The organism is Paenibacillus albiflavus (genome assembly GCF_004344915.1).
In the GTDB taxonomy this organism is placed as follows: Bacteria; Bacillota; Bacilli; order Paenibacillales; family NBRC-103111; genus Paenibacillus_AM; species Paenibacillus_AM albiflavus.
This window is the reverse complement of record NZ_SKFG01000042.1, coordinates 20699-39053: the sequence shown is the minus strand read 5'-3', so window position 1 is coordinate 39053 and position 18355 is coordinate 20699. Positions and strand designations below refer to the sequence as shown.

Annotated in this window: 18 protein-coding genes and 2 riboswitches; of the genes, 10 read left to right on the top strand and 8 right to left on the bottom strand. The window is 42.8% G+C overall.

Going from position 1 to position 18355, the window contains the following annotated elements:
* On the top strand, positions 1-1155 hold a 1155-nt coding region (locus E0485_RS22840; protein WP_132420367.1), incomplete at its 5' end, for an S-layer homology domain-containing protein.
* Positions 1156-1216: 61 nt separating this feature from the next.
* Here E0485_RS22840 and E0485_RS22835 read toward each other — a convergent pair.
* From E0485_RS22835 to E0485_RS22820, 4 genes are all read right to left on the bottom strand, one after another.
* Positions 1217-1873, bottom strand: coding sequence for an anthrax toxin lethal factor-related metalloendopeptidase (locus tag E0485_RS22835; RefSeq protein ID WP_132420366.1), 657 nt, complete (start codon positions 1871-1873; stop codon positions 1217-1219).
* A gap of 78 nt (positions 1874-1951) precedes the next feature.
* Positions 1952-2039: riboswitch (cyclic di-GMP riboswitch) on the bottom strand.
* 89 nt (positions 2040-2128) lie between these two features.
* Positions 2129-2216, bottom strand: a riboswitch (cyclic di-GMP riboswitch).
* Between the two features lie 67 nt (positions 2217-2283).
* On the bottom strand, positions 2284-3408 hold the full coding sequence (locus E0485_RS22830; RefSeq protein WP_132420365.1) for a hypothetical protein: 1125 nt from the start codon (positions 3406-3408) through the stop codon (positions 2284-2286).
* An 18-nt stretch (positions 3409-3426) separates the two neighbouring features.
* Entirely contained in the window at positions 3427-3921 is a 495-nt protein-coding gene (locus E0485_RS22825; RefSeq protein WP_132420364.1) for a hypothetical protein, read from the bottom strand.
* Positions 3918-4517, bottom strand: coding sequence for an RNA polymerase sigma factor (locus E0485_RS22820; protein WP_235857684.1), 600 nt, complete (start codon positions 4515-4517; stop codon positions 3918-3920). The genes E0485_RS22825 and E0485_RS22820 overlap by 4 nt, the downstream gene beginning before the upstream one ends.
* A 144-nt stretch (positions 4518-4661) precedes the next feature.
* Between E0485_RS22820 and E0485_RS22815 the strand changes: the two genes are divergently transcribed.
* A complete protein-coding gene (locus E0485_RS22815; protein WP_235857683.1) occupies positions 4662-4904 on the top strand; it encodes a hypothetical protein in 243 nt (80 codons plus the stop codon).
* A gap of 47 nt (positions 4905-4951) precedes the next feature.
* Here E0485_RS22815 and E0485_RS22810 read toward each other — a convergent pair whose 3' ends face one another.
* The 4 genes from E0485_RS22810 to E0485_RS22795 all read right to left on the bottom strand — a co-directional run bounded on the left by E0485_RS22810 (position 4952) and on the right by E0485_RS22795 (position 8429).
* Positions 4952-5569: a YjgB family protein gene (locus E0485_RS22810; protein ID WP_132420362.1), complete on the bottom strand. Its 618-nt coding sequence runs from the start codon at positions 5567-5569 to the stop codon at positions 4952-4954.
* 88 nt (positions 5570-5657) lie between these two features.
* Entirely contained in the window at positions 5658-6368 is a 711-nt protein-coding gene (locus E0485_RS22805) for an ABC transporter permease (RefSeq protein ID WP_132420361.1), read from the bottom strand.
* Positions 6365-7213 (bottom strand): ABC transporter ATP-binding protein, encoded by an 849-nt coding sequence (locus E0485_RS22800; protein ID WP_132420360.1) that lies wholly within the window; start codon positions 7211-7213, stop codon positions 6365-6367. The genes E0485_RS22805 and E0485_RS22800 overlap by 4 nt, the downstream gene beginning before the upstream one ends.
* 148 nt (positions 7214-7361) lie before the next feature.
* On the bottom strand, positions 7362-8429 hold the full coding sequence (locus tag E0485_RS22795) for a LytTR family transcriptional regulator DNA-binding domain-containing protein (RefSeq protein ID WP_132420359.1): 1068 nt from the start codon (positions 8427-8429) through the stop codon (positions 7362-7364).
* A gap of 174 nt (positions 8430-8603) precedes the next feature.
* Between E0485_RS22795 and E0485_RS22790 the strand changes: the two genes are divergently transcribed.
* From E0485_RS22790 to E0485_RS22755, 8 genes are all read left to right on the top strand, one after another.
* Positions 8604-9521, top strand: a complete 918-nt coding sequence (locus tag E0485_RS22790; protein ID WP_207911041.1) for a polysaccharide deacetylase family protein — start codon at positions 8604-8606, stop codon at positions 9519-9521.
* 11 nt (positions 9522-9532) lie between these two features.
* Positions 9533-10609 carry an S-layer homology domain-containing protein gene (locus E0485_RS22785; protein ID WP_132420358.1) on the top strand — a complete coding sequence of 359 codons (1077 nt, stop codon included), beginning with the start codon at positions 9533-9535 and terminating at the stop codon, positions 10607-10609.
* Positions 10599-10943: a DUF1294 domain-containing protein gene (locus E0485_RS25615; protein ID WP_132420357.1), complete on the top strand. Its 345-nt coding sequence runs from the start codon at positions 10599-10601 to the stop codon at positions 10941-10943. Before E0485_RS22785 ends, E0485_RS25615 begins: the two co-directional genes overlap by 11 nt.
* Positions 10944-11011: 68 nt before the next feature.
* Positions 11012-12160 (top strand): CAP domain-containing protein, encoded by a 1149-nt coding sequence (locus E0485_RS22775; RefSeq protein WP_132420356.1) that lies wholly within the window; start codon positions 11012-11014, stop codon positions 12158-12160.
* Between the two features lie 344 nt (positions 12161-12504).
* On the top strand, positions 12505-13464 hold the full coding sequence (locus E0485_RS22770) for an ABC transporter ATP-binding protein (RefSeq protein WP_132420355.1): 960 nt from the start codon (positions 12505-12507) through the stop codon (positions 13462-13464).
* Complete coding sequence (locus E0485_RS22765) at positions 13421-14527, top strand: efflux RND transporter periplasmic adaptor subunit (RefSeq protein WP_132420354.1); 1107 nt, start codon at positions 13421-13423, stop codon at positions 14525-14527. The genes E0485_RS22770 and E0485_RS22765 overlap by 44 nt, the downstream gene beginning before the upstream one ends.
* A gap of 3 nt (positions 14528-14530) precedes the next feature.
* Positions 14531-17458, top strand: coding sequence for an ABC transporter permease (locus E0485_RS22760; protein WP_132420353.1), 2928 nt, complete (start codon positions 14531-14533; stop codon positions 17456-17458).
* Between the two features lie 3 nt (positions 17459-17461).
* Positions 17462-18337, top strand: a complete 876-nt coding sequence (locus E0485_RS22755; protein WP_132420352.1) for an ABC transporter ATP-binding protein — start codon at positions 17462-17464, stop codon at positions 18335-18337.
* The last annotated feature ends 18 nt before the right edge of the window (positions 18338-18355 follow it).

Genomic DNA, 18355 nt, shown 5'->3' with positions numbered 1-18355 from the left:
TACTTGGAAGAAGGTACAAACGAGGAATTATTAGATCCAGCGACTATGGAAGATCAAGAAGTAGGAAGTATCCTGACAGCTCCATCTATACCTGGATATACCGTAACAAATGAAAGCAAAAATTATATCGTAACAAATAGTAAGACTCAAGAACACATCTTTTATTACACCAAAAACCAAGCTCCCACTTATACTCTAACCATCAACTACCTAGAAGCTGGGACGAATAGAGTACTAGTAGCTCCAACTTCTGCAACAGGTGAGGCAGGTAAAGAGATTACTCTAACTGCTAAGTCTATTACAGGCTACACACCAACTAGATCAAGCGACAAGTATACATTCTCGAAAACAGAAGGACAGTCTTACAGCTTCTACTACAACAAGAACGACAATAATGGTGGTGGTAGAGACGACGACAATAACTACACAGGCGGAGGCACTACAACTACACCATTGCCGCCACTACCAGCATTACCACCGCTGCCAGCGGTGCCACCGAAGTTAGAGAAGGATCTTCACTTTGATTATATTGCAGGTTACCCGGATGGAACGATTAAGCCGGAGAACAATATTAGTCGTGAAGAGGTAGCAGCGATCTTCTATCGCTTGATGGAAGATGATAGCCGTGATGATTATTTCTCAACGAAGAACACATTTACAGATGTAAGTGCGGATCGTTGGTCGAACAAGCACATCTCAACGATGAGTAATGCAGGCGTTATTAGCGGATACTTGGATGGCACATTTGCGCCAGGCAAGGCGATTACAAGAGCAGAGTTTGCTACAATCGCTTCTAAGTTTGATGAGCTTGATCTAAGAGAGAATAATTTCTTCACAGATATCAAAGGTCATTGGGCAGAGAAGTATATTGCATCAGCTGCGAACAAAGGTTGGATCAAAGGTTATGCAGACAAGACATTCAGACCAGATCAACTGATTACACGCGCAGAAGCAATGGCATTCATTAACAGTGTACTAAATCGTAAGGTAGATAAAGATGGTATTCATGCAGACACGAAGCAATGGCCAGATAATACATCTGATAAATGGTATTACAGAGAAGTATTAGAGGCAACTAACTATCATGATTACAAGAGAAATAGCGATCAGTTCGAGAACTGGGAGAAGATTCTACCGAATCGCGTATACCCATAAATAATTCAAAAAGTTCCCTCCTTACCTTACGGTATCGAGGGAACTTTATTTGTATGCTGTATTATATGTTTGTGAATAGCTTGTCCATGAAATCATATGTTAGTGGCATATCGTTCTTAAGCCCTTCACGAGTTTTATCATTTAGAAGGTACAAGCTTGCTGCTTCTGCAAAGTACTCAGTTGGATATACCGATACGTAGCCGTCACCATCGTAGTTGATTTTAGCTTCTTTTTTCCAAAGTTCCTTGAATTCAGCAGTAGCACTGATTTCGTTAAGAGCCATACGGTCTACTGCGTGCATAGTTTCATGTAGCTCTAAGTTTTGGCAGTTATGGCCGTGGCCTTTCTTACTGTAGCCGATACGAACAATTACGTTATTAGTGCTTACGCCAGGAACATCGTCCCAAGTAAGTCCTGTATTCTCCCAGCCTCTTGGCGTTACACCTTTGTATTGAGCGAATTCAGGTTCATCAGTAATTTGACCGTTTACGAGTTTAACCTTGAGATTCTTATTCACTAGTTTATTAAGCAGAGGAGCTGGAATTTTTGCTAAACGATCCATCATCGCATTTGCTTCTTTGGTATTATAGTCACCTGTTGGTAGAACAACAAGTTTGTTAACAAGATCATTATTTGTTGTTTCAGCTAGTGCTGGTGCTGTTATGAAAGTTGCTAGAATCATTGTAATCGCTAGAATAGCGGTAAGTAGGCGTTTCATGACGAAAACCCTCCCTATAATTCGGTTGATTAAATAAATCTTCACCGATAGGAAAGGGCTCTTGGGCCTATTCTCCTAAACGGCAACTGGCTGGCATAACGGGAATACCGTCTTAGCCCCTATAGCTTTGCGTCTCCACTTTTCAATGGATTTGCCTTTATCACTAGGTTTGCTATTAAGTTCATATAATAATAAAAAACCCCTCTTTACCTAGTAAAGAAGGGTTAAAATAACGTAATAACGTTAATCTTCAATACCGGTAACTGGCTGGCATAACGGAAATTTCGTCTTAGCCCCTGTAGCTTTGCGTCGCCATCTTTCAATGGGTTTGCCTTTATCAATATGATTCTATTGGAAAATATTTGATTCTATTAATAGATTAGTCCTATTTTACTAGATTGTCAAGTAGCCTATAGCTTTTTCCTGCGGAATAATAGGACTATTCCACTGATGATCAGAATGAGCGAGACGATGGCGATATCAAAGTATTGACGGAATATAGAATAGGCTTCGTTATCCAGAAAATAGCGAAACATAACCGGGCTTATGCGATCAATAATGACATATATTCCAAGAAGTAATAGTGCAATCCCTAACCAGCGATGGTAATGGGTTAGACCGCTCACAATTGGCTTATCGATAATTTCGTCACGATCCATTCTCGTAATAACTTGAAGGGCGTCGAAGAAGGAGAAGAACCAGAGAATCGGAATCAGGAACAGCAGAACAGAGAAACGCAGCACATCGAGCATGTAGAGCGATAGGATGAAGGCGATCATAAGCTGAATGCCGCGCATTTGCATCCCTATATAGAGGTGTCCGGCCCCTGGAAAAATAGAGAGTAATGTTGCGACAGTGCGACTCTTATGTTTTCCTCGATTCTGATACATATCTTCAAAAAAGGAACGATCCACATTTTCCATACCGATTTGCTTACGCTTTAGAATTTCGAATGCATCATACATGGCATAGAACAGAATGATTGGCAGAGCGAACAAGAATGCAAGAAAGGCATTTCCTCGTGTCATACCTACGACAAAGAAAATAAAGATTGGAATGCCAAAGAATAATGCCATAATAGAAAGCCCGCGCTGCATGAGTCCTAGGTGGAAATGTGCTAATCCAGGTATGAACGATAATAGAAGAACTTTGGATCTCTCTGGATCGTATGGTTCTGTACTGTTATGACCATCGTACATTGGAGCAGCGAGCGGATCATCGTAGCTTGGTTGTGCATAGGCTGGTTGCTGCGAACTCATTTGCATCTGCATTTGCTTAAATGCAGTTGAATTTATCTTTTGAATACTGAACAAGGTATCAATGAAGCAAATGAACCATAGGATGACATCCACATAGAATAATGCACTGAGAAAAGACCTGGTATTATGGGTAATATAAGCGAAGAAAAAGAATACTACAATAAGCCAAAATGGTATGCCATAAGCGAACGCTTTACCTGGGCGTCTCAGATATAGATGTCCGAGCCCTGGAAATAGCGCGAGAAAATATGAAGTAAATCCTTGAACGGGAATCATACGGCAGCCTCCTTTATATTAATTAGATGATTGATATTTATCATGGGGTTGCATGTCATTGAAAAAGGATACGGTTTGCTCGACTAGCTTTTCTGAAATCGAAGTTTGCCGATCGGCAGTTCGAGATTTTAAGTCATCCACTTGCTTAAATAATCCATTAAAAATACCTGTAACCATTAGAATGATGGTAGCTGCTGCTGCAACGAGATAGTTACGTAACGTTCTCCATCGCTCCATTCTAGTCGATTTTGCCTTATGTAGTGGCTGATTACTAGTAATTTCTTGTTCATCCTGCCTAACAGGAGAGCCAAATACAGCCGTCATAATGCTATCTTCCAAAAGAGTGCTATTATGTGGAGCAGGTATGGATGAGGGATGAAGCTCTAAATAGGTTGTATAAGCTTCTAAACATTCATCACATTCATATAAATGTTGTTCGAGAGCGATGGATGTATCCGCATCAAGCTCCTCTTGCAGATACCTACCCCACATATGCTGATCATAATGACTCATTCAAAATCCTCCTCCTTCCATCGTTTACGCATCCATTGTTTAGCTCGGTATAGTTTGGATTCCACTGTTTTGGTTGTGATTCCCTGCTCTTCGGCAATCATCTGATAAGATTTATGATCAAAATAATAAGCCTGAACGACTTCGCGATAATTGTCAGGTATTTCTTGCAGGTGTGCATGGACAAGCTGCCTAGCCTCTTTGGTTAATAACTGCTCTTCGATTGGAGATTCATGTTGATGTTCCAGATTGGGAGAAGCAAGCTGGACTAAATCAAGCATTGTATCTTCTCGTAGGCGATTCGTTTTGCGACGATGATCAATCGCCTTATTAATCGCGATACGACTCATCCAGGTTTTGAGCCCTTTGGATTGGTACTGAGGGAGAGATCGATAAATCTGTACAAAGGCTTCCTGAGTAATATCTTCAGCATCAGCGTGATTCTTGACGACAGAAAATACGAGTCTATATATATACGTTTGATATAGTTTCACCAAATGACCAAAAGCACGTTGATCGCCTGACAATATACGCTCGATAAGAACGTGTTCTTCGATCGCTTCTCCCTCCTCTCCACCTATTAGACGAAACGATTCCATCTAAACCCTGCACTATTATTCTATAATAAAAGTCTCTTCACCCACACATTCAGACAACTGAATCATAGAATATTATAAGCTGCGATAGAAAAGAGGGTGATAAATATGAATCGTCACACAAATTATCTAGAATGTCAGAGATATATGAATAAGCAAGTCCAGATCACGACGAGACAAGGAATGTATGAAGGAACAATTGTGAGACTAGACCAAGACAAAGTATATCTGCAAGTCAATTCTGGTAATAGGGATAAGAATAAGGCTTATACTTCCTGGTTTTTTGCACCATTTATTATTCCCTTAGTCTTGTTCGATTTGCTAGCGATTGTCTTGCTAGATGGCAGAAGAAGACCATTCCATAATGAAAGACGTAGATTTTTCTATTAAAATGCAAAAATCCCTCATCGTGAGGGATTTTGTTTGTATTATAGAATTTAGCCGGCCATTAAGTTCACAGCTCCGCGTGGATAGAACACGGATATATGGTCAACATGTGGATTTGGTGCTTGTTTAGTAGGTTTGGGTACGATGAATTTAAGCTCGTAGTCCTTGCCTGCAGGGTAGACATAAATGGTCTCCCCTTCATTACTCCGAATATCCTTCGTTTCCCCAAGTGCTTGCAAGATGTCTTCGAGCGTAAGCTTGCGAATATCGGAGCTGTCAGATCTCAGATCGATAATCTGCACTCCTTTGTTATAGCCAACTACGATGTTCTTGGTTTTATATGTGGCATACATCGCCTTGCCTGCAAATTCATTCGTATCTGGTTTGCCCCAAGCTTGCTCCAAATCATCGAACATGCCTTTCTCTAAGGGGAACTCACAGTTCGCGATCTTACCTTCCTTAGCGAGATTTAGGATTTCTTGGATTTCGGTCACAGCTTCGTTACTCGCAGCCGGAGTTGAAGGTACAGGAGTTGTGATAGGCGGCTTGGTCGTCTCATGCTGAGGTGTAGGTGCACCAGTTGCAGAAGGCTGCACGGTACTGCATGCACCTAACGAAAGAGCTGTTGTCATCAGTAAGGTCATCATTATTATTTTGCGATAATTCATATCTACCACTCCTCTTAGCTGTAGGTTGATGAGATTTCATTCGTCTCATACAACCTTTTAAACGAGAATGGTTGGATAAAAGTTACAATTACTTATCGAATCTTTTCCTTGAATAGACAATCGCAGCTAGAACGAGGGAAACGACCACCCAAATTCCCATATTGATAAGATTAGCGCTAATATCACCGAAGCTTCCCCCAGATACAAGTTCGAGCATCGCTTTTATAAAGTGATCGCTTGGCAAATAGGAAACAATCGTTGTAAGCAAATCAACTTTGAGCGCTGGTGCAAAGAGGGGTCCCATAATAAAGAGGAGAAGAACAGGTAGACCTACGATCGATGATTCTGAAACGGTACGTGACAGAAGACCAATAATGGTGCCAAGAGCAATAAAGATGATAAGCAATAGAGCGATCATGAGCGCAAGTGCTGGAATATTGGTAAGTGTTGCGCCTGACACGAAAATCGATAAAACAATGGATATTAAAGTGTAAATTGCGGTTAGACAGCTTTTGCCCATTAGAATTTCAGTAGCAGTAGCTGGTGACAGCATGAGAACACGCAAAGTGTGCTTCTCTTTCTCTTCCGCAACCGTCATTCCTTGGATAAAAGCACCTGACATCACTAGAGCCATCAGGATAGATGACGCTAGTCCCGCCATTGAATTTTGCCCCATTTTGCTAAATAAGAAGGCGAAAAATATAGGCATACCAACCATCAATAAGACTTGCGGATTCTTCGCCGCATCTTTCCATTCTTTGCCTACGATTGCTTGAAATCTTCTCATTGAAAATGTCATTGTAATTTACCTCCAGTTATTTGAACAAAAATATCGCCAAGTGTCGGTTCATTAGAGTGGATCGAAAGTAGTCTGCCTGATGTCATGTAATCATGGATGCGTCTCGCACCTTCTTCATCTTGCTGTACAATAACTTTCCCTTGATCTTTAAGCAAGCAGGTAATGGTGTTATTGGCATATTGCAGGCGCAAGTTCTCAGGTGTGTCTAATGCGCTGATCTTACCATCATGAATGAATGCAACACGGTTACATAAGGTTTCGGCTTCTTCCATATCGTGTGTCGTTAGGAAGATGGTCGTACCCTCACGATTTAAATTCCGCAATACTTCGTGAATTTGGCGAACATTAACAGGATCTAATGCAGAAGTTGGTTCATCTAGGAACAGCAGTTCTGGTTTATGTAAAATGGCTCTAGCTAGTGTTACGCGCTGCTTCATCCCTTTGGACAGATTCTTGACGACAGTCTTGCGCTCAGAAGAAAGGTTGACCGCTTCAAGCACTTCATCAATTCTTCGAGTTGGCACATCATATAGCTTGCAGAATAACTCTAAATTATCGTAAATCGTTAGTCGTTCATATAGCGTACTGTTGTCGGTTAGAATTCCAATTCGACTCATATGCTTGGAATCATTTGCTGAGTTGAGCACTTTATCAAACACACGCACGCTTCCTGATGTTGGAAGAATTTGTGAAGTTAGGATTTTAACGGTTGTTGTTTTACCTGATCCACTTGGTCCAAGAAAACCGAATATGTCACCTTTATTAATTGTAAATTGAATATTTTTAAGTGCTGTTTTATTACCGAACGACTTCATTAAGCCGTTTACGTCGATGATCGTTTCCATCGTTCATTCCCCTTTTCCGTTTGGACTCACTTGCTGATTCCAATATTAGAGGATATGGCTAGAACCCGCATTATATAAGGGATGAAAAGAGTTCCAGGGGAGCTGAATGATGCAATTCGGACGCTGAATGGAGCAGTAATAGAGCTGATTAAAACCCTAAAATTCGCTTCATTTCATCGAATTTTCCCTTTGAGAGTGGGATCGAGGTTTTATCTTTGTTATCTAAAATCAAACTATAGCTGTTCCTCGTCCAAGTGATCACTTCACGAACCTTCTGCAAATTTACAATGTAAGATCGATGGCAACGGAAGAAGCCGAATAGCTTTAATTTCTCTTCAAGATCATTCAACGTAAATGCACAAGGAAATAAACCTTCACCAACATGCAGGGTGGAAACACCTTCACTGCTCTCGATAAAATCGATCTCTGTCGGATCGAACAAAATAATCTTATCTTCAACTTTCGCAGGGATCTTCTCCATACGCATCGGATGAAATGATTCTACCGCCTCTGTAAGCTGTTCTTCGGACTCGCTGACGTCATTATCTTGATCGCCCGGCATTTCCCCGGAAATAGAAGTGATCTCGAGCTTCTTAAAGCCATGTTCGTTCAAGCGATAGACATCGTTCGTTATCGAAATCGCATTTTCTAGGAATGCGGTTGTGATTAGAATTGCCTTTCCTGCTTCTTTTAACTTCGCAATTGCGCTTCGGATTAGAATGCAGCTCTCCAGATCGACGTTCTGCTCGGGCTCTTCGAGTACGACGAGCACAGGATCATGCACAAGGATGCGTGCAATTTGCAGTCTACGCTGCTCTGAATAGGTGAGCTCTGATATGCGTACATTTCTTTTGTCGATGAGACCGAGCTGTTCAATGACCCAATCGAACGAACTTTTGACACCATATAATTGTTGAAAAAATTGCAGGTACTGCTTAACCGTCAATCGCTCGTAAAGACCATCTTTAAGAAAGCCAATTCCAATCTGTGGAATCATAGACGCAATTGTTTTGCCATCCACTAATTTACCTTTAAAATATATTGATCCTTCAGAAGCAGAAGTTTGTCCGATGATTAATTGAATGATTAAATTGCCTAATTCACTATTACATTGAATTACACAACATTGGCCAGGATGAATCTGCATATGAATAGGAGCAAGAAGGGTGGAATTTCCTCTCTTTTTCGTTATATTCTGAAATTCCAATATCGCCATGATGTAGGTTCAACTCCATTCTCGAATTTATGAAATCATGTTAACCTTGCTTATGATACGCGTCAAGGGAATGTTCCTGATACCAAATTGCCCAGAAAGCAGGAAAATGACCTCGCGTTGTGGAAATCACTTTTATCTGAATATTGGTTGAATTTCCTTTAGGAGATGATTGTTATGGAAAAACAGCAACAGCATGTTCAAATGGGTTACGATCCTAATGACCGATTGTTAATTATAAATGCAGATGATTATGGCATGTGCCATTCGATGAATGCTGCGGCTGAGGAATTGCTGCTAGCAGGAGCTATATCGTCAGCGACTCTTATGGTTCCTTGTGCATGGGCGAAGGAAGGGGCTGCATTTGCCAAGAAGTATCCTCAGGTTGATATTGGTGTCCACCTCACGTTTACTAGTGAATGGGATCATTATAAATGGGGGCCAGTAACGAGATTAACGGATGTGAACTCGCTGATAACGGATGAGGGCTTTTTTCCAGAGGATTGTTTATCATTCGAATTGCAAGCGGAGCCTGAGCAAGTAAAGATAGAAATACAGAAACAAATTGAGCAGGCGATTGCATGGGGCGTAGACCCAACACATTTGGATGTACATATGGGCAGCCTGTATGGCCTTGCTACGGGACGCGATTATCTGGAGGTTGTTCTGGAGGCGTGCGAGCATTATAAGCTACCTTTACGCTTGCCACGCGGGTTAACGGCGTTAGAAGAGCTTCCGCCAGAGCTTCAACAGATGGCTGCCGCAAGAATTGCTTTGGCAGATCACAAAGGAATTATGATCATAGATGATCTTCTGACACATCCATTCCATTATACGCCTGGGGAGACATTCGATGAGATGAAGCAAGGGATGATTCAGATGCTAAAAGGTTTGCGTGCTGGAATTACGGAAATATTCATTCATCCAGGCTATGCTACGGAAGAGCTCAAAGCGATCCAACCAGACGCACCTAAACGCGATATGGAGGCGCGATTGTTCCTGGATGATGAAATTAGAAATACGATTAAGAGCGAGAATATTCGCATGATCACCTGGAGGGATCTGCGCGATCATCAACGTCGAATGAACGTGTAGGAGGCATAAGGATGAAGAGAAGTTTACTGATTGCTGCGTTTTGTTGTATTTCCTTGTTTGCAGCTTCAGGCTCTGTCAGTGCGGATCAAGACAATCGATTTACAGATGTACCAAGCAATTATTGGGCGACAAGTGCAATTGATTGGGGAGTTACCAAGAACGCAATCGTCGGTTATGGTGATGGAACGTTCCAGCCAAATCGATATGTAACGGAAGCTGAATTTTTACGAATGCTATTATCCATCTATCAGCTTCAAGCGAGCGGCAGCAAAGAAGATCATTGGGCGAATAAGTATTATGATTACGCTCAGGCCAATCAATGGTTCTCGCTTGAAGGATTGAGTAATACAGCAGCTAAGGATAAACCGATTAGTCGAGGGAACACAGCACTTATTATGAACAATGCACTAGGAATTGACCCTCCGACGGTTGAGGCGGCAATTCTGAAGCTATACGAGCTCAATTTATCTAGTGGCAAAACGGAGAAAACAGTTGTTGGCTTTCAAGCGAATCAATTCCTGACACGTGCAGAAGCGATTACCTTCATTCGGAACTATGCAGATCAATATAATGACGTAAAGTCCGTTAATCGGATCATTCGTGAGACATCTAGCGAAGTGAAGAAGAAGCTGACATTAACTGGAATTACAAATCTGGTGCAAAAAATCGCCACTCAGTACAAATATCGAGTTACAATATCGGGTGTAACGATTATTGGCAGTGAGTCTGTTGTTCCTAATGCGAAGACAATTTATGTGGAGCAGGTAAGTGAGACAAACACTGTAACCACGTTATTGACGGTCGATGTGAACACGAATGATCAATATCGCAAGCTTTATTTGACACTTGGCAATTTAAATGGAACGAAAAAGGAGAGCCTGCAGCTTGTTTATGATATTCTTAAAGAGCTTGCGGCTGGTGGTTTAATCTCGCAGGACGAGCTATATAAAGCGTTAACGGACAGTCAAGAGGCGTATATTGGCGGTATTTACATCAAGGCAGTGCCAAGTGCAGATGGAACGAATCCTGCTTTTATTTCGGATCAAATTGTCAGCGACAGAATAGGGAGTATTGAAATTGTACAATAAAGGATTAACGGTATTAATAGCAGGTTTGTTTTTGTTCATTACGTATGCCTTACGAGAAACAATTGAAATTCCGTTTCTATTCATTTATTTGGTTGTTGTGAATATAATCGGATTTTCGATTATGCTTAGCGATAAGAATAAGGCCAAACGGAGGGTAAGGCGAGTTCCTGAACAGGTATTGTTCCGAATTGCCGCAATTGGTGGCGGAATCGGTTCGCTGATCGGAATGAATAGCGCGCATCATAAAACGAAGAAATGGTATTTTCGTTTCTTTATACCTTTTTTTATCGTTGTAGATTATGCTTGGGTGCTGTATTGGTACTTATTAAAATAAATGGATAACGACTAGCTAATCAACTCACAATAAGACGAAACACTATCGTCTATAGGAGTGGTTGATTAGTGAAAGAGCAGTTCCTTGTACATAACAAGCTGCGCAGGCGAAGAGTCATGCTACCGTTGTTCCTTACAGCGGTGATCCTAGGTATGTTGCTGCAAGGCTGTTCACCTTCAGATAACCGGGTTCAAACCAAGAGCGCGCCTAATGTTTCGCCTGATACAGTGCCGATAGAATCTTGGGAAGGCAGAGAGTTCGAATGGATTCCTGGGCCGGATGGCTGGCAGATTGGTTTTCCATTACCTGATCCAAAGGCTACGATAACCCCTATGTCTACAGGGACGCCATCCGCCGCGTCAAATTCGTCAACAGGCAATAGTAATCCGTCCGTTACGATTGAAGGGATTTCCATTGGAGATACAGATGATTCGGTAATAGCTAAGCTAGGTGAGCCTGTCCGCCGAGATGCAAGCGAAAATTCATATGCTTGGTACATATATAACAAGGATTATGCACATTATTTGCAGATTGGGATCTATGGTGCACATGTCGTTGCTTTATATACAGGAGCGAACAATTGGACAACGAATTTTGGGATCAAGCCAAGTAGTACACAAGCGGAAGTTAGACAAGCACATCAGAATGCCCGAAATTTGCGCAGCAGCAAAGAATCCGCTTCTTATGTCAGTGATGGGACGCGAATTACGTACTATTTTGACACATTGAACAATAACAAAATCATAGGAATTCAGTTATTAGAGGATGGCTCGGGACCATCCGAGAACGGAAATACAGTTCAGAGCTATAGTGCCCTTAATGATGCGGTTCGCACTAGCTTTGAACGTGAGGTATTCGATCTGACGAATGTCGTTAGGGTTAAGGAAGGCAAGAAACCGTTCGAATGGAGCGATGCTGCGGCATTATCATCGCGTCAACATAGTCAGGACATGGCGACCCAAGATTATTTTGCACATGATAATAAACAAGGTCAGTCGCCATTTGATCGAATGAAGGCCATAGGCATTCATTATTCCTACGCAGCCGAGAATATTGCCGCAGGTCAAGCCAATGCCATTGAGGCTGTCAGCGGCTGGCTCAATTCATCCGATCACCGCCATAATATTTATAGTGATGCCAAATATCTTGGCGTTGGAGTAGACTTCGGCGGCTCGATGCGAATTTATTACACACAAAATTTCTATACGCCAAAATGATGATGAAACTTAGAGCGAGCTTCCTGCTGGAGGCTCTTTTTTTATTTTTTTTCGCGACTCAAAGACTGCAACATAAATGCAAATTTAACGTTTATATAGATGTATATGTAAAAAATTTACTGGAAGAGAAAACCGCTTTGGATTCATAAGATTCGTTACTAGACTATCCATTTATCTAATAGTTTGATAGAATTTCCAATTGAAGGGGTATAATTTGACAATTAAGGATCAAGCTATATTTTTTTGTACGACTAGATCCAAAATTGTAATAATTACGAAACCTTTTGACGTTCTGGTCCGTCTAGTATATGGGCTAGTGTCTTTACAGAGAGGGTGGTGAACGGATGGGGTGGCTGTCTAAAGTAAGAAGTACCATACATAAAGATAAAAGCAACCAAGAATCTGCGGGTGAAGCAAATCATGTGGAAATAACACAAGTAGATGAATTGGCTGTAGCGGTAGTCGATACAGAAGAACAAATACAGACAGATACAACAACCAAAGAGGATAAGGAAGATAAGAAAGCTAAGAAATCCAAGAAAACCAAAAAAGAACGCAAAGATGAGAAAGAATCTGAAGAACTTGAGCTGGATGCTTCATTCGATCAGGAGCCAGTGGATGAAACGAAGCCACTAATGATCGTATCCGGAGTTGAACGTTCTTTTCAGGTAGGCAGCCAGAAGCTGAATGTCCTAAAAGGCATTAACATGACACTATATCCCAAGCAGCTTATTATGCTGAGAGGACGTTCAGGTTCAGGGAAGACAACTTTGCTTAATATTCTTGGTGGGCTGGATCAGCCAACTGAGGGTGAAGTGTTATTTCGGGATCATCCGTTTCATTTGTGGAACGATGATCAGCGTACAGAGGTAAGGCGCAGAGAGATTGGCTATATTTTTCAAACGTTTGCACTTATGCCGTTATTATCCGCTTACGAGAATGTAGAGCTTGGGCTGCGTATGGCTGGCGTACCGCGTCATCTATGGAAACATCGGGTGAGGCATTGCTTGCAGCTAGTTGGTTTAGAGAAAAGAATGCATCATCGCCCGTTCGAAATGTCAGGTGGAGAGCAGCAGCGTGTTGCGATTGCCAAGGCAATCGTTCATCGCCCCAATCTCTTGCTTGCCGATGAGCCGACGGCTGATTTGGATTCACAAATGAGCGCGCAGATTATGTCTGTATTCCGCTCAATTATCGATACAGAGAAAGTCACGATATGTATGACGACTCATGATCCTACAATATTGGAGGTAGCTGACCATGTCCTTGAAATGGTGGACGGGAAATTCATCAAGCAAATCTAAGCTGCCTATGGGCAAAATATTGCTTGCAGGTATGCTTAGCTGTGCACTAATACTTACATCCGGGTGTTCTTTACTGCCTAAAGAGGCTGATGAGGAGGTACTCCCAACGATCAATCCGCTGAAGCTTTCCAAGAAGCCAGAGCATGACGTAGTCAAGGGACCGCTTGAAATTACCGTCAAAGGGGTCGGAAGGGTTATGTCGCTAAAGGAAGAACAGCTTTCTTTTAGCCAGGATAATAAGAAGATCAAAGCGGTATATGTACAATCAGGAGAACAAGTAGAGGCTGGTCAAGTCATTGCTGAACTGGATATTGCTGACCTTGAATCTGACCTTCGCCTTCTGCGTTTAGAGAAGAAGAAGGCTGAGCTTGCGCTAAAGGAGTCTTTCCGCGGCGGCGAGAAAACCGATGAGCAATTGGAGCAGGAGAAGCTGGATCTCGAAATGAAGCTTGAGAAGCTGACCGATATGGAGAAAACGGTGAGTGAAGCGAAGCTGGTTGCACCTTTCTCAGGCACGATGTTCGGCGTCTATGTTCAAAAGGGAGACACGGTGAAAGCCTATTCGTCAGTAGCTGTAATCACGGATCTGTCCGAGCTTACGATTGGCGTCAAGATTAATAATCAGGAAGATTTAAAGAAAATTACGCTGGGTATGCCTGTAACCGTTGATATGAATTCCGCTGGTAAAGTGAACGGCAAGGTGAAGCAGCTTCCAAATCCGAAGTCCGATAATAACAATCAGGGTAATGGATCATTTGGGGGTTATGGAGGAGGCTCAGACAAGGAGTCGATCACCGATTATTTGCTTATTGAAGTAGATAAAATGCCGGAAGGCGCAACACGTGGCACTATGCTAGATGCAACGTTCGTTGTACAGCGAATTGAGGATGCGATTCTCATTCCGCCATCTGCCCTTCGTTCATCAGGTGGACGCAATTACGTACAGGTTATTGATAAAGATGGCAATAAACAAGAAGTAGACGTTGAGGTTGGTATTCAGAAGCCAACGGAAGTGCAAATCGTCAAGGGATTATCAGTCGGACAGAAAGTCGTAGGTAAATAAATTATGTTGATGCTGCGGTTTCTTTATCGGAAAATGTGGAAGACCCGCTGGCTGACAATCAGTACGTTACTTGGGCTTATTGTGGCTGTGGCATTCACGACGAGTATCCCCATGTATGCGGACGGGGCGCTTAAGAGAGTCGTAGCCAAGACTCTGGAACAAACTGAAAGCGGGATGCCGCCAGGCTCATTGTTAATGCGTTATCAAGCGACAGGCTCAGTACGAGCCGATATGGACGCTTTTAACGATGTGGATCGATACATACGCGAGGAAATTCCTCAAGATATTACATTTGCACAACAAACTTATGCTCGCGCTCTTTCCTTGCGTGGTGCGACGATCACCCCTGTTGATCCATCTACAACTGATGGCAGCAAGCGTCGCCAAATGTCTATAGCCGCCTTTAGCGGTCTTAAAGACAAGGTGGAATTGGCGAGTGGTAAATGGCCTAGTGATCAATTAACGGATGGAATGGTCGAAGTTATCGTGCTTGAAGAAGCGATGTTTCGATTAGACATGCATGTAGGCGATGTCTATAACTATCCAATTTCAGCTGTATCTGGCATGAAACCGCTCCAAGTTAAGATTGTCGGGAAGATTAAGCCTCTTGATGAGCAGGATCCGTATTGGTTCCAAGGCTTTGAGGGTCTATTATCGACTCTTGTCGTTAGTGAACCGATGTTTATGGATCAATTGCTTGATAAGAGCCAAATTCCTCTTAATCTCGCTAACTGGTACTATGCTTTCGACTTGAAGGAAATTCAAACGAGTCAAATTCCTTCATTAGAAAGAACGCTGACCAGATTAGACATGAATCTATTCTCGATTCTAAAGGATACGAAGGTAGATCAATCGTTCCTTGGACTTCTCAGTGAATTCAAGACACAAGGAATCCAGCTGCAGCTCATGTTATTTACGCTTGCTGCACCGATTCTTGGCATGGTTCTGTACTACATTGTCATGAATGCCCGACAATCGCTTGATCGTCAGAGAACGGACATTGCCGTGATTCGATCAAGAGGTGGAAGCACGAATCAGATCATTTGGATTTATTTGCTCGAAGGAATCATACTCGGGGCAATTGCGATGATCATTGGTCCAGCGCTTGGGTGGTTCGTGGCCAAGAGTATTGGCTCGGCGAATGGATTCCTAACATTCGTTGATCGTAAATCAATTCCAGTCGGCTTTACGATCGATGCTGCTTTATATGGTCTGGGTGCGGTTCTGCTGGCGATTATTGCAACAGTCATACCTGCCATTATGTATGCTCGCAGCTCCATTGTAGGCAATAAGCAGAAACAGGCTCGTACAGATCGTAAGCCATTCTGGCAAAGATGGTTCCTCGATATCGTATTGCTCGGACTTGTAGCTTATGGCTGGTATTTATTTAACAGTCAACAGTTGCTATCGCAGCAAACGGGGCTAACAACCGATCAAATGCAGGTTCAACCTGTGCTCTTCTTCGTGCCAGCATTAGCGATATTTGCGCTTGGGATGTTCTTCTTGCGGGTATTCCCTTGGATTCTGAAGCTATTAAGCTGGATCGGTAAGAAAGTGCTGCCTGTATCCATGTATTTAACATTGACGCAACTTTCACGAAGCAGCAAATCGTATTACCCACTTATGCTGCTCCTGACGCTAACGATCGGACTCGGTGTCTACAATGCTTCAGCTGCTAGAACCCTTGATCTGAACTCTACTGAACGGACACTGTACAACTATGGTACGGATGTCATCATGGAGCTAGGATGGGAAAGCGTAAGCGATGATGTTCCGACAGGCGAAGGTAAAGGCAAGCCGAATCCGAATCCTAATCCTAATGGGGGCGGAAACGGCGGGGGTAATGGTGGTAATGGTGGCAATGGAGGAGGTAATGGCGGTGGCGGCAATGGTGGCGGCGGTGGTCAGCCAGGTAATGAACCGCCACGTAAAGTTCGCTTCATTGAGCCAAGATTTCAGGTGTTCACCGATTTAGAAGGCGTTGAACATGCAGCACGTGTATTAAGAACCAAAGGAAGTGCAGTTGCTGCTGGCAAGTCGCTTGGTACAGGTGAAGTAATGGGAATCGACAATGATCAATTTGCGCAAGTTGCCTGGTTCCGTAATGATTTATTCCCTGTGCATCCATTCAAATATTTGAATCTGTTAGGGATGTACGAGCAAGCAGTTATTATTCCGACCTCTTTTGCAGAAAAGTATGGATTGAAACAGAACGATATGATTACCATTTCGATCAATCAGCAATCGCTCGAGTTCGTCATTGTAGCTACGCTGCCGTATTGGCCAAGTGAGTATCCTGATGACAAACCATTCTTCATTACGAATTTGGAATACATTTATGATCAAATGCCTGTGATTCCTTATCAGATTTGGTTAAAAATCAAGGATGACGCTTTAGTAGGTCCGATGATGACCGAATTGCAGGATAAGGGTGTTATACTCGGTTCAGTCAAAGACGTGAAAAGTGAGCTTGCGAGACAGAGCAAGCATCCATCTCGTGGTGGTGTTTTCGGAATCTTGAGCTTAGGCTTCCTTGTATCTGTACTTATTTCATTGATTGGATATTTATTATATTGGTACTTCAACCTGCTAAGCCGCATTGTTCAGTTTGGTGTACTTCGTGCAATGGGACTAAAGCGGAAGCAGCTTACAGGTATGCTGCTGCTTGAGCAAATCTTGACAGGCGGTCTGGCGATTGCGATTGGAATTGGTGTAGGACGATTAGTCAGTCTACTGTTCCTGCCATTCCTGCAAACGGCGGAAAACGTTAAGCAGCAGGTTCCTCCGTTCCGCATTATTTTCGAAGCGAAGGATACGCTTCAATTGTACATTGTCATCATCGTCATGATGATTACGGGTGCAAGTCTATTGTTTGTGCATATTCGTCGCTTGCGCGTGCATCAAGCTATCAAACTTGGAGAGGAGCGGTAAGGGATGATTGAATGCGAAGGCTTAGTGAAGATCTATAAGACCGATGATATCGAAGTTGTTGCCTTGCAAGGTCTGAACATTAGTGTTAAGCCTGGCGAGATGATGGCGATTATCGGTAACAGCGGAAGCGGTAAATCTACCTTGCTGAACATTTTGGGCGGTCTTGACCGCCCCTCTGCAGGGCAAGTGCGCGTAGGAGAATGGGATCTACTGAAAGTAACCGATGATCAGTTGGTGGAGTATAAACGAAATACGGTTGGATTCATCTGGCAGAACAATGCGCGTAACTTGCTTCCGTATTTAACTGCGCTAGAGAATGTCGAGATGCCGATGCTGCTTAGCGGCAAGATAGATCGGCCGTATGCCAAGCAACTGCTTGAATGGGTGGGGCTAAAGGAGCGAATGAACAATAAGCTTCAACAGTTATCTGGGGGAGAACAGCAGCGTGTCGCCATTGCGATCTCACTGGCAAACCGTCCACAGATGCTGCTTGCCGATGAGCCAACAGGTTCAGTAGATTCGCAGACCTCTGACATGATCATGGATATTTTTCGCAGACTGAATACAGAGCTTAAAGTAACCATTGTTATTGTTACGCATGATTTGGCTCTTGCAGGTAAAGTTGACCGTGTGGTCGCGATTCGAGATGGTCTAACAAGCACCGAGTTTATTAAGCGAAATCAGCATTTGGATGATCCGCTTGCTGGATTCGAGCGAAGTAGTTTGAATAGTGCTCACGAAGAATATGTCGTACTCGATCGTGTAGGCAGATTGCAGGTTCCAAGACATATACTTGAAACCTTGAATATAACGAACAAAGCAACATTGGAGTTCGATGGCGAGAAGATCCTAATTAAACCGCCGAATAATACGGATTAACAGCTTCATTGTAAGATA

Coding starts and splice junctions, on each gene's coding strand:
- E0485_RS22800 (WP_132420360.1), bottom strand. CDS start 7,213: ATGGAAACGATCATCGACGTAAACGGCTTAATGAAGTCGTTCGGTAAT.
- E0485_RS22795 (WP_132420359.1), bottom strand. CDS start 8,429: ATGGCGATATTGGAATTTCAGAATATAACGAAAAAGAGAGGAAATTCC.
- E0485_RS22765 (WP_132420354.1), top strand. CDS start 13,421: ATGTCCTTGAAATGGTGGACGGGAAATTCATCAAGCAAATCTAAGCTG.
- E0485_RS22825 (WP_132420364.1), bottom strand. CDS start 3,921: ATGAGTCATTATGATCAGCATATGTGGGGTAGGTATCTGCAAGAGGAG.
- E0485_RS22830 (WP_132420365.1), bottom strand. CDS start 3,408: ATGATTCCCGTTCAAGGATTTACTTCATATTTTCTCGCGCTATTTCCA.
- E0485_RS22810 (WP_132420362.1), bottom strand. CDS start 5,569: ATGAATTATCGCAAAATAATAATGATGACCTTACTGATGACAACAGCT.
- E0485_RS22820 (WP_235857684.1), bottom strand. CDS start 4,517: ATGGAATCGTTTCGTCTAATAGGTGGAGAGGAGGGAGAAGCGATCGAA.
- E0485_RS22790 (WP_207911041.1), top strand. CDS start 8,604: ATGGAAAAACAGCAACAGCATGTTCAAATGGGTTACGATCCTAATGAC.
- E0485_RS22805 (WP_132420361.1), bottom strand. CDS start 6,368: ATGACATTTTCAATGAGAAGATTTCAAGCAATCGTAGGCAAAGAATGG.
- E0485_RS22755 (WP_132420352.1), top strand. CDS start 17,462: ATGATTGAATGCGAAGGCTTAGTGAAGATCTATAAGACCGATGATATC.
- E0485_RS22785 (WP_132420358.1), top strand. CDS start 9,533: ATGAAGAGAAGTTTACTGATTGCTGCGTTTTGTTGTATTTCCTTGTTT.
- E0485_RS22815 (WP_235857683.1), top strand. CDS start 4,662: ATGAATAAGCAAGTCCAGATCACGACGAGACAAGGAATGTATGAAGGA.
- E0485_RS22835 (WP_132420366.1), bottom strand. CDS start 1,873: ATGAAACGCCTACTTACCGCTATTCTAGCGATTACAATGATTCTAGCA.
- E0485_RS22760 (WP_132420353.1), top strand. CDS start 14,531: ATGTTGATGCTGCGGTTTCTTTATCGGAAAATGTGGAAGACCCGCTGG.
- E0485_RS22770 (WP_132420355.1), top strand. CDS start 12,505: ATGGGGTGGCTGTCTAAAGTAAGAAGTACCATACATAAAGATAAAAGC.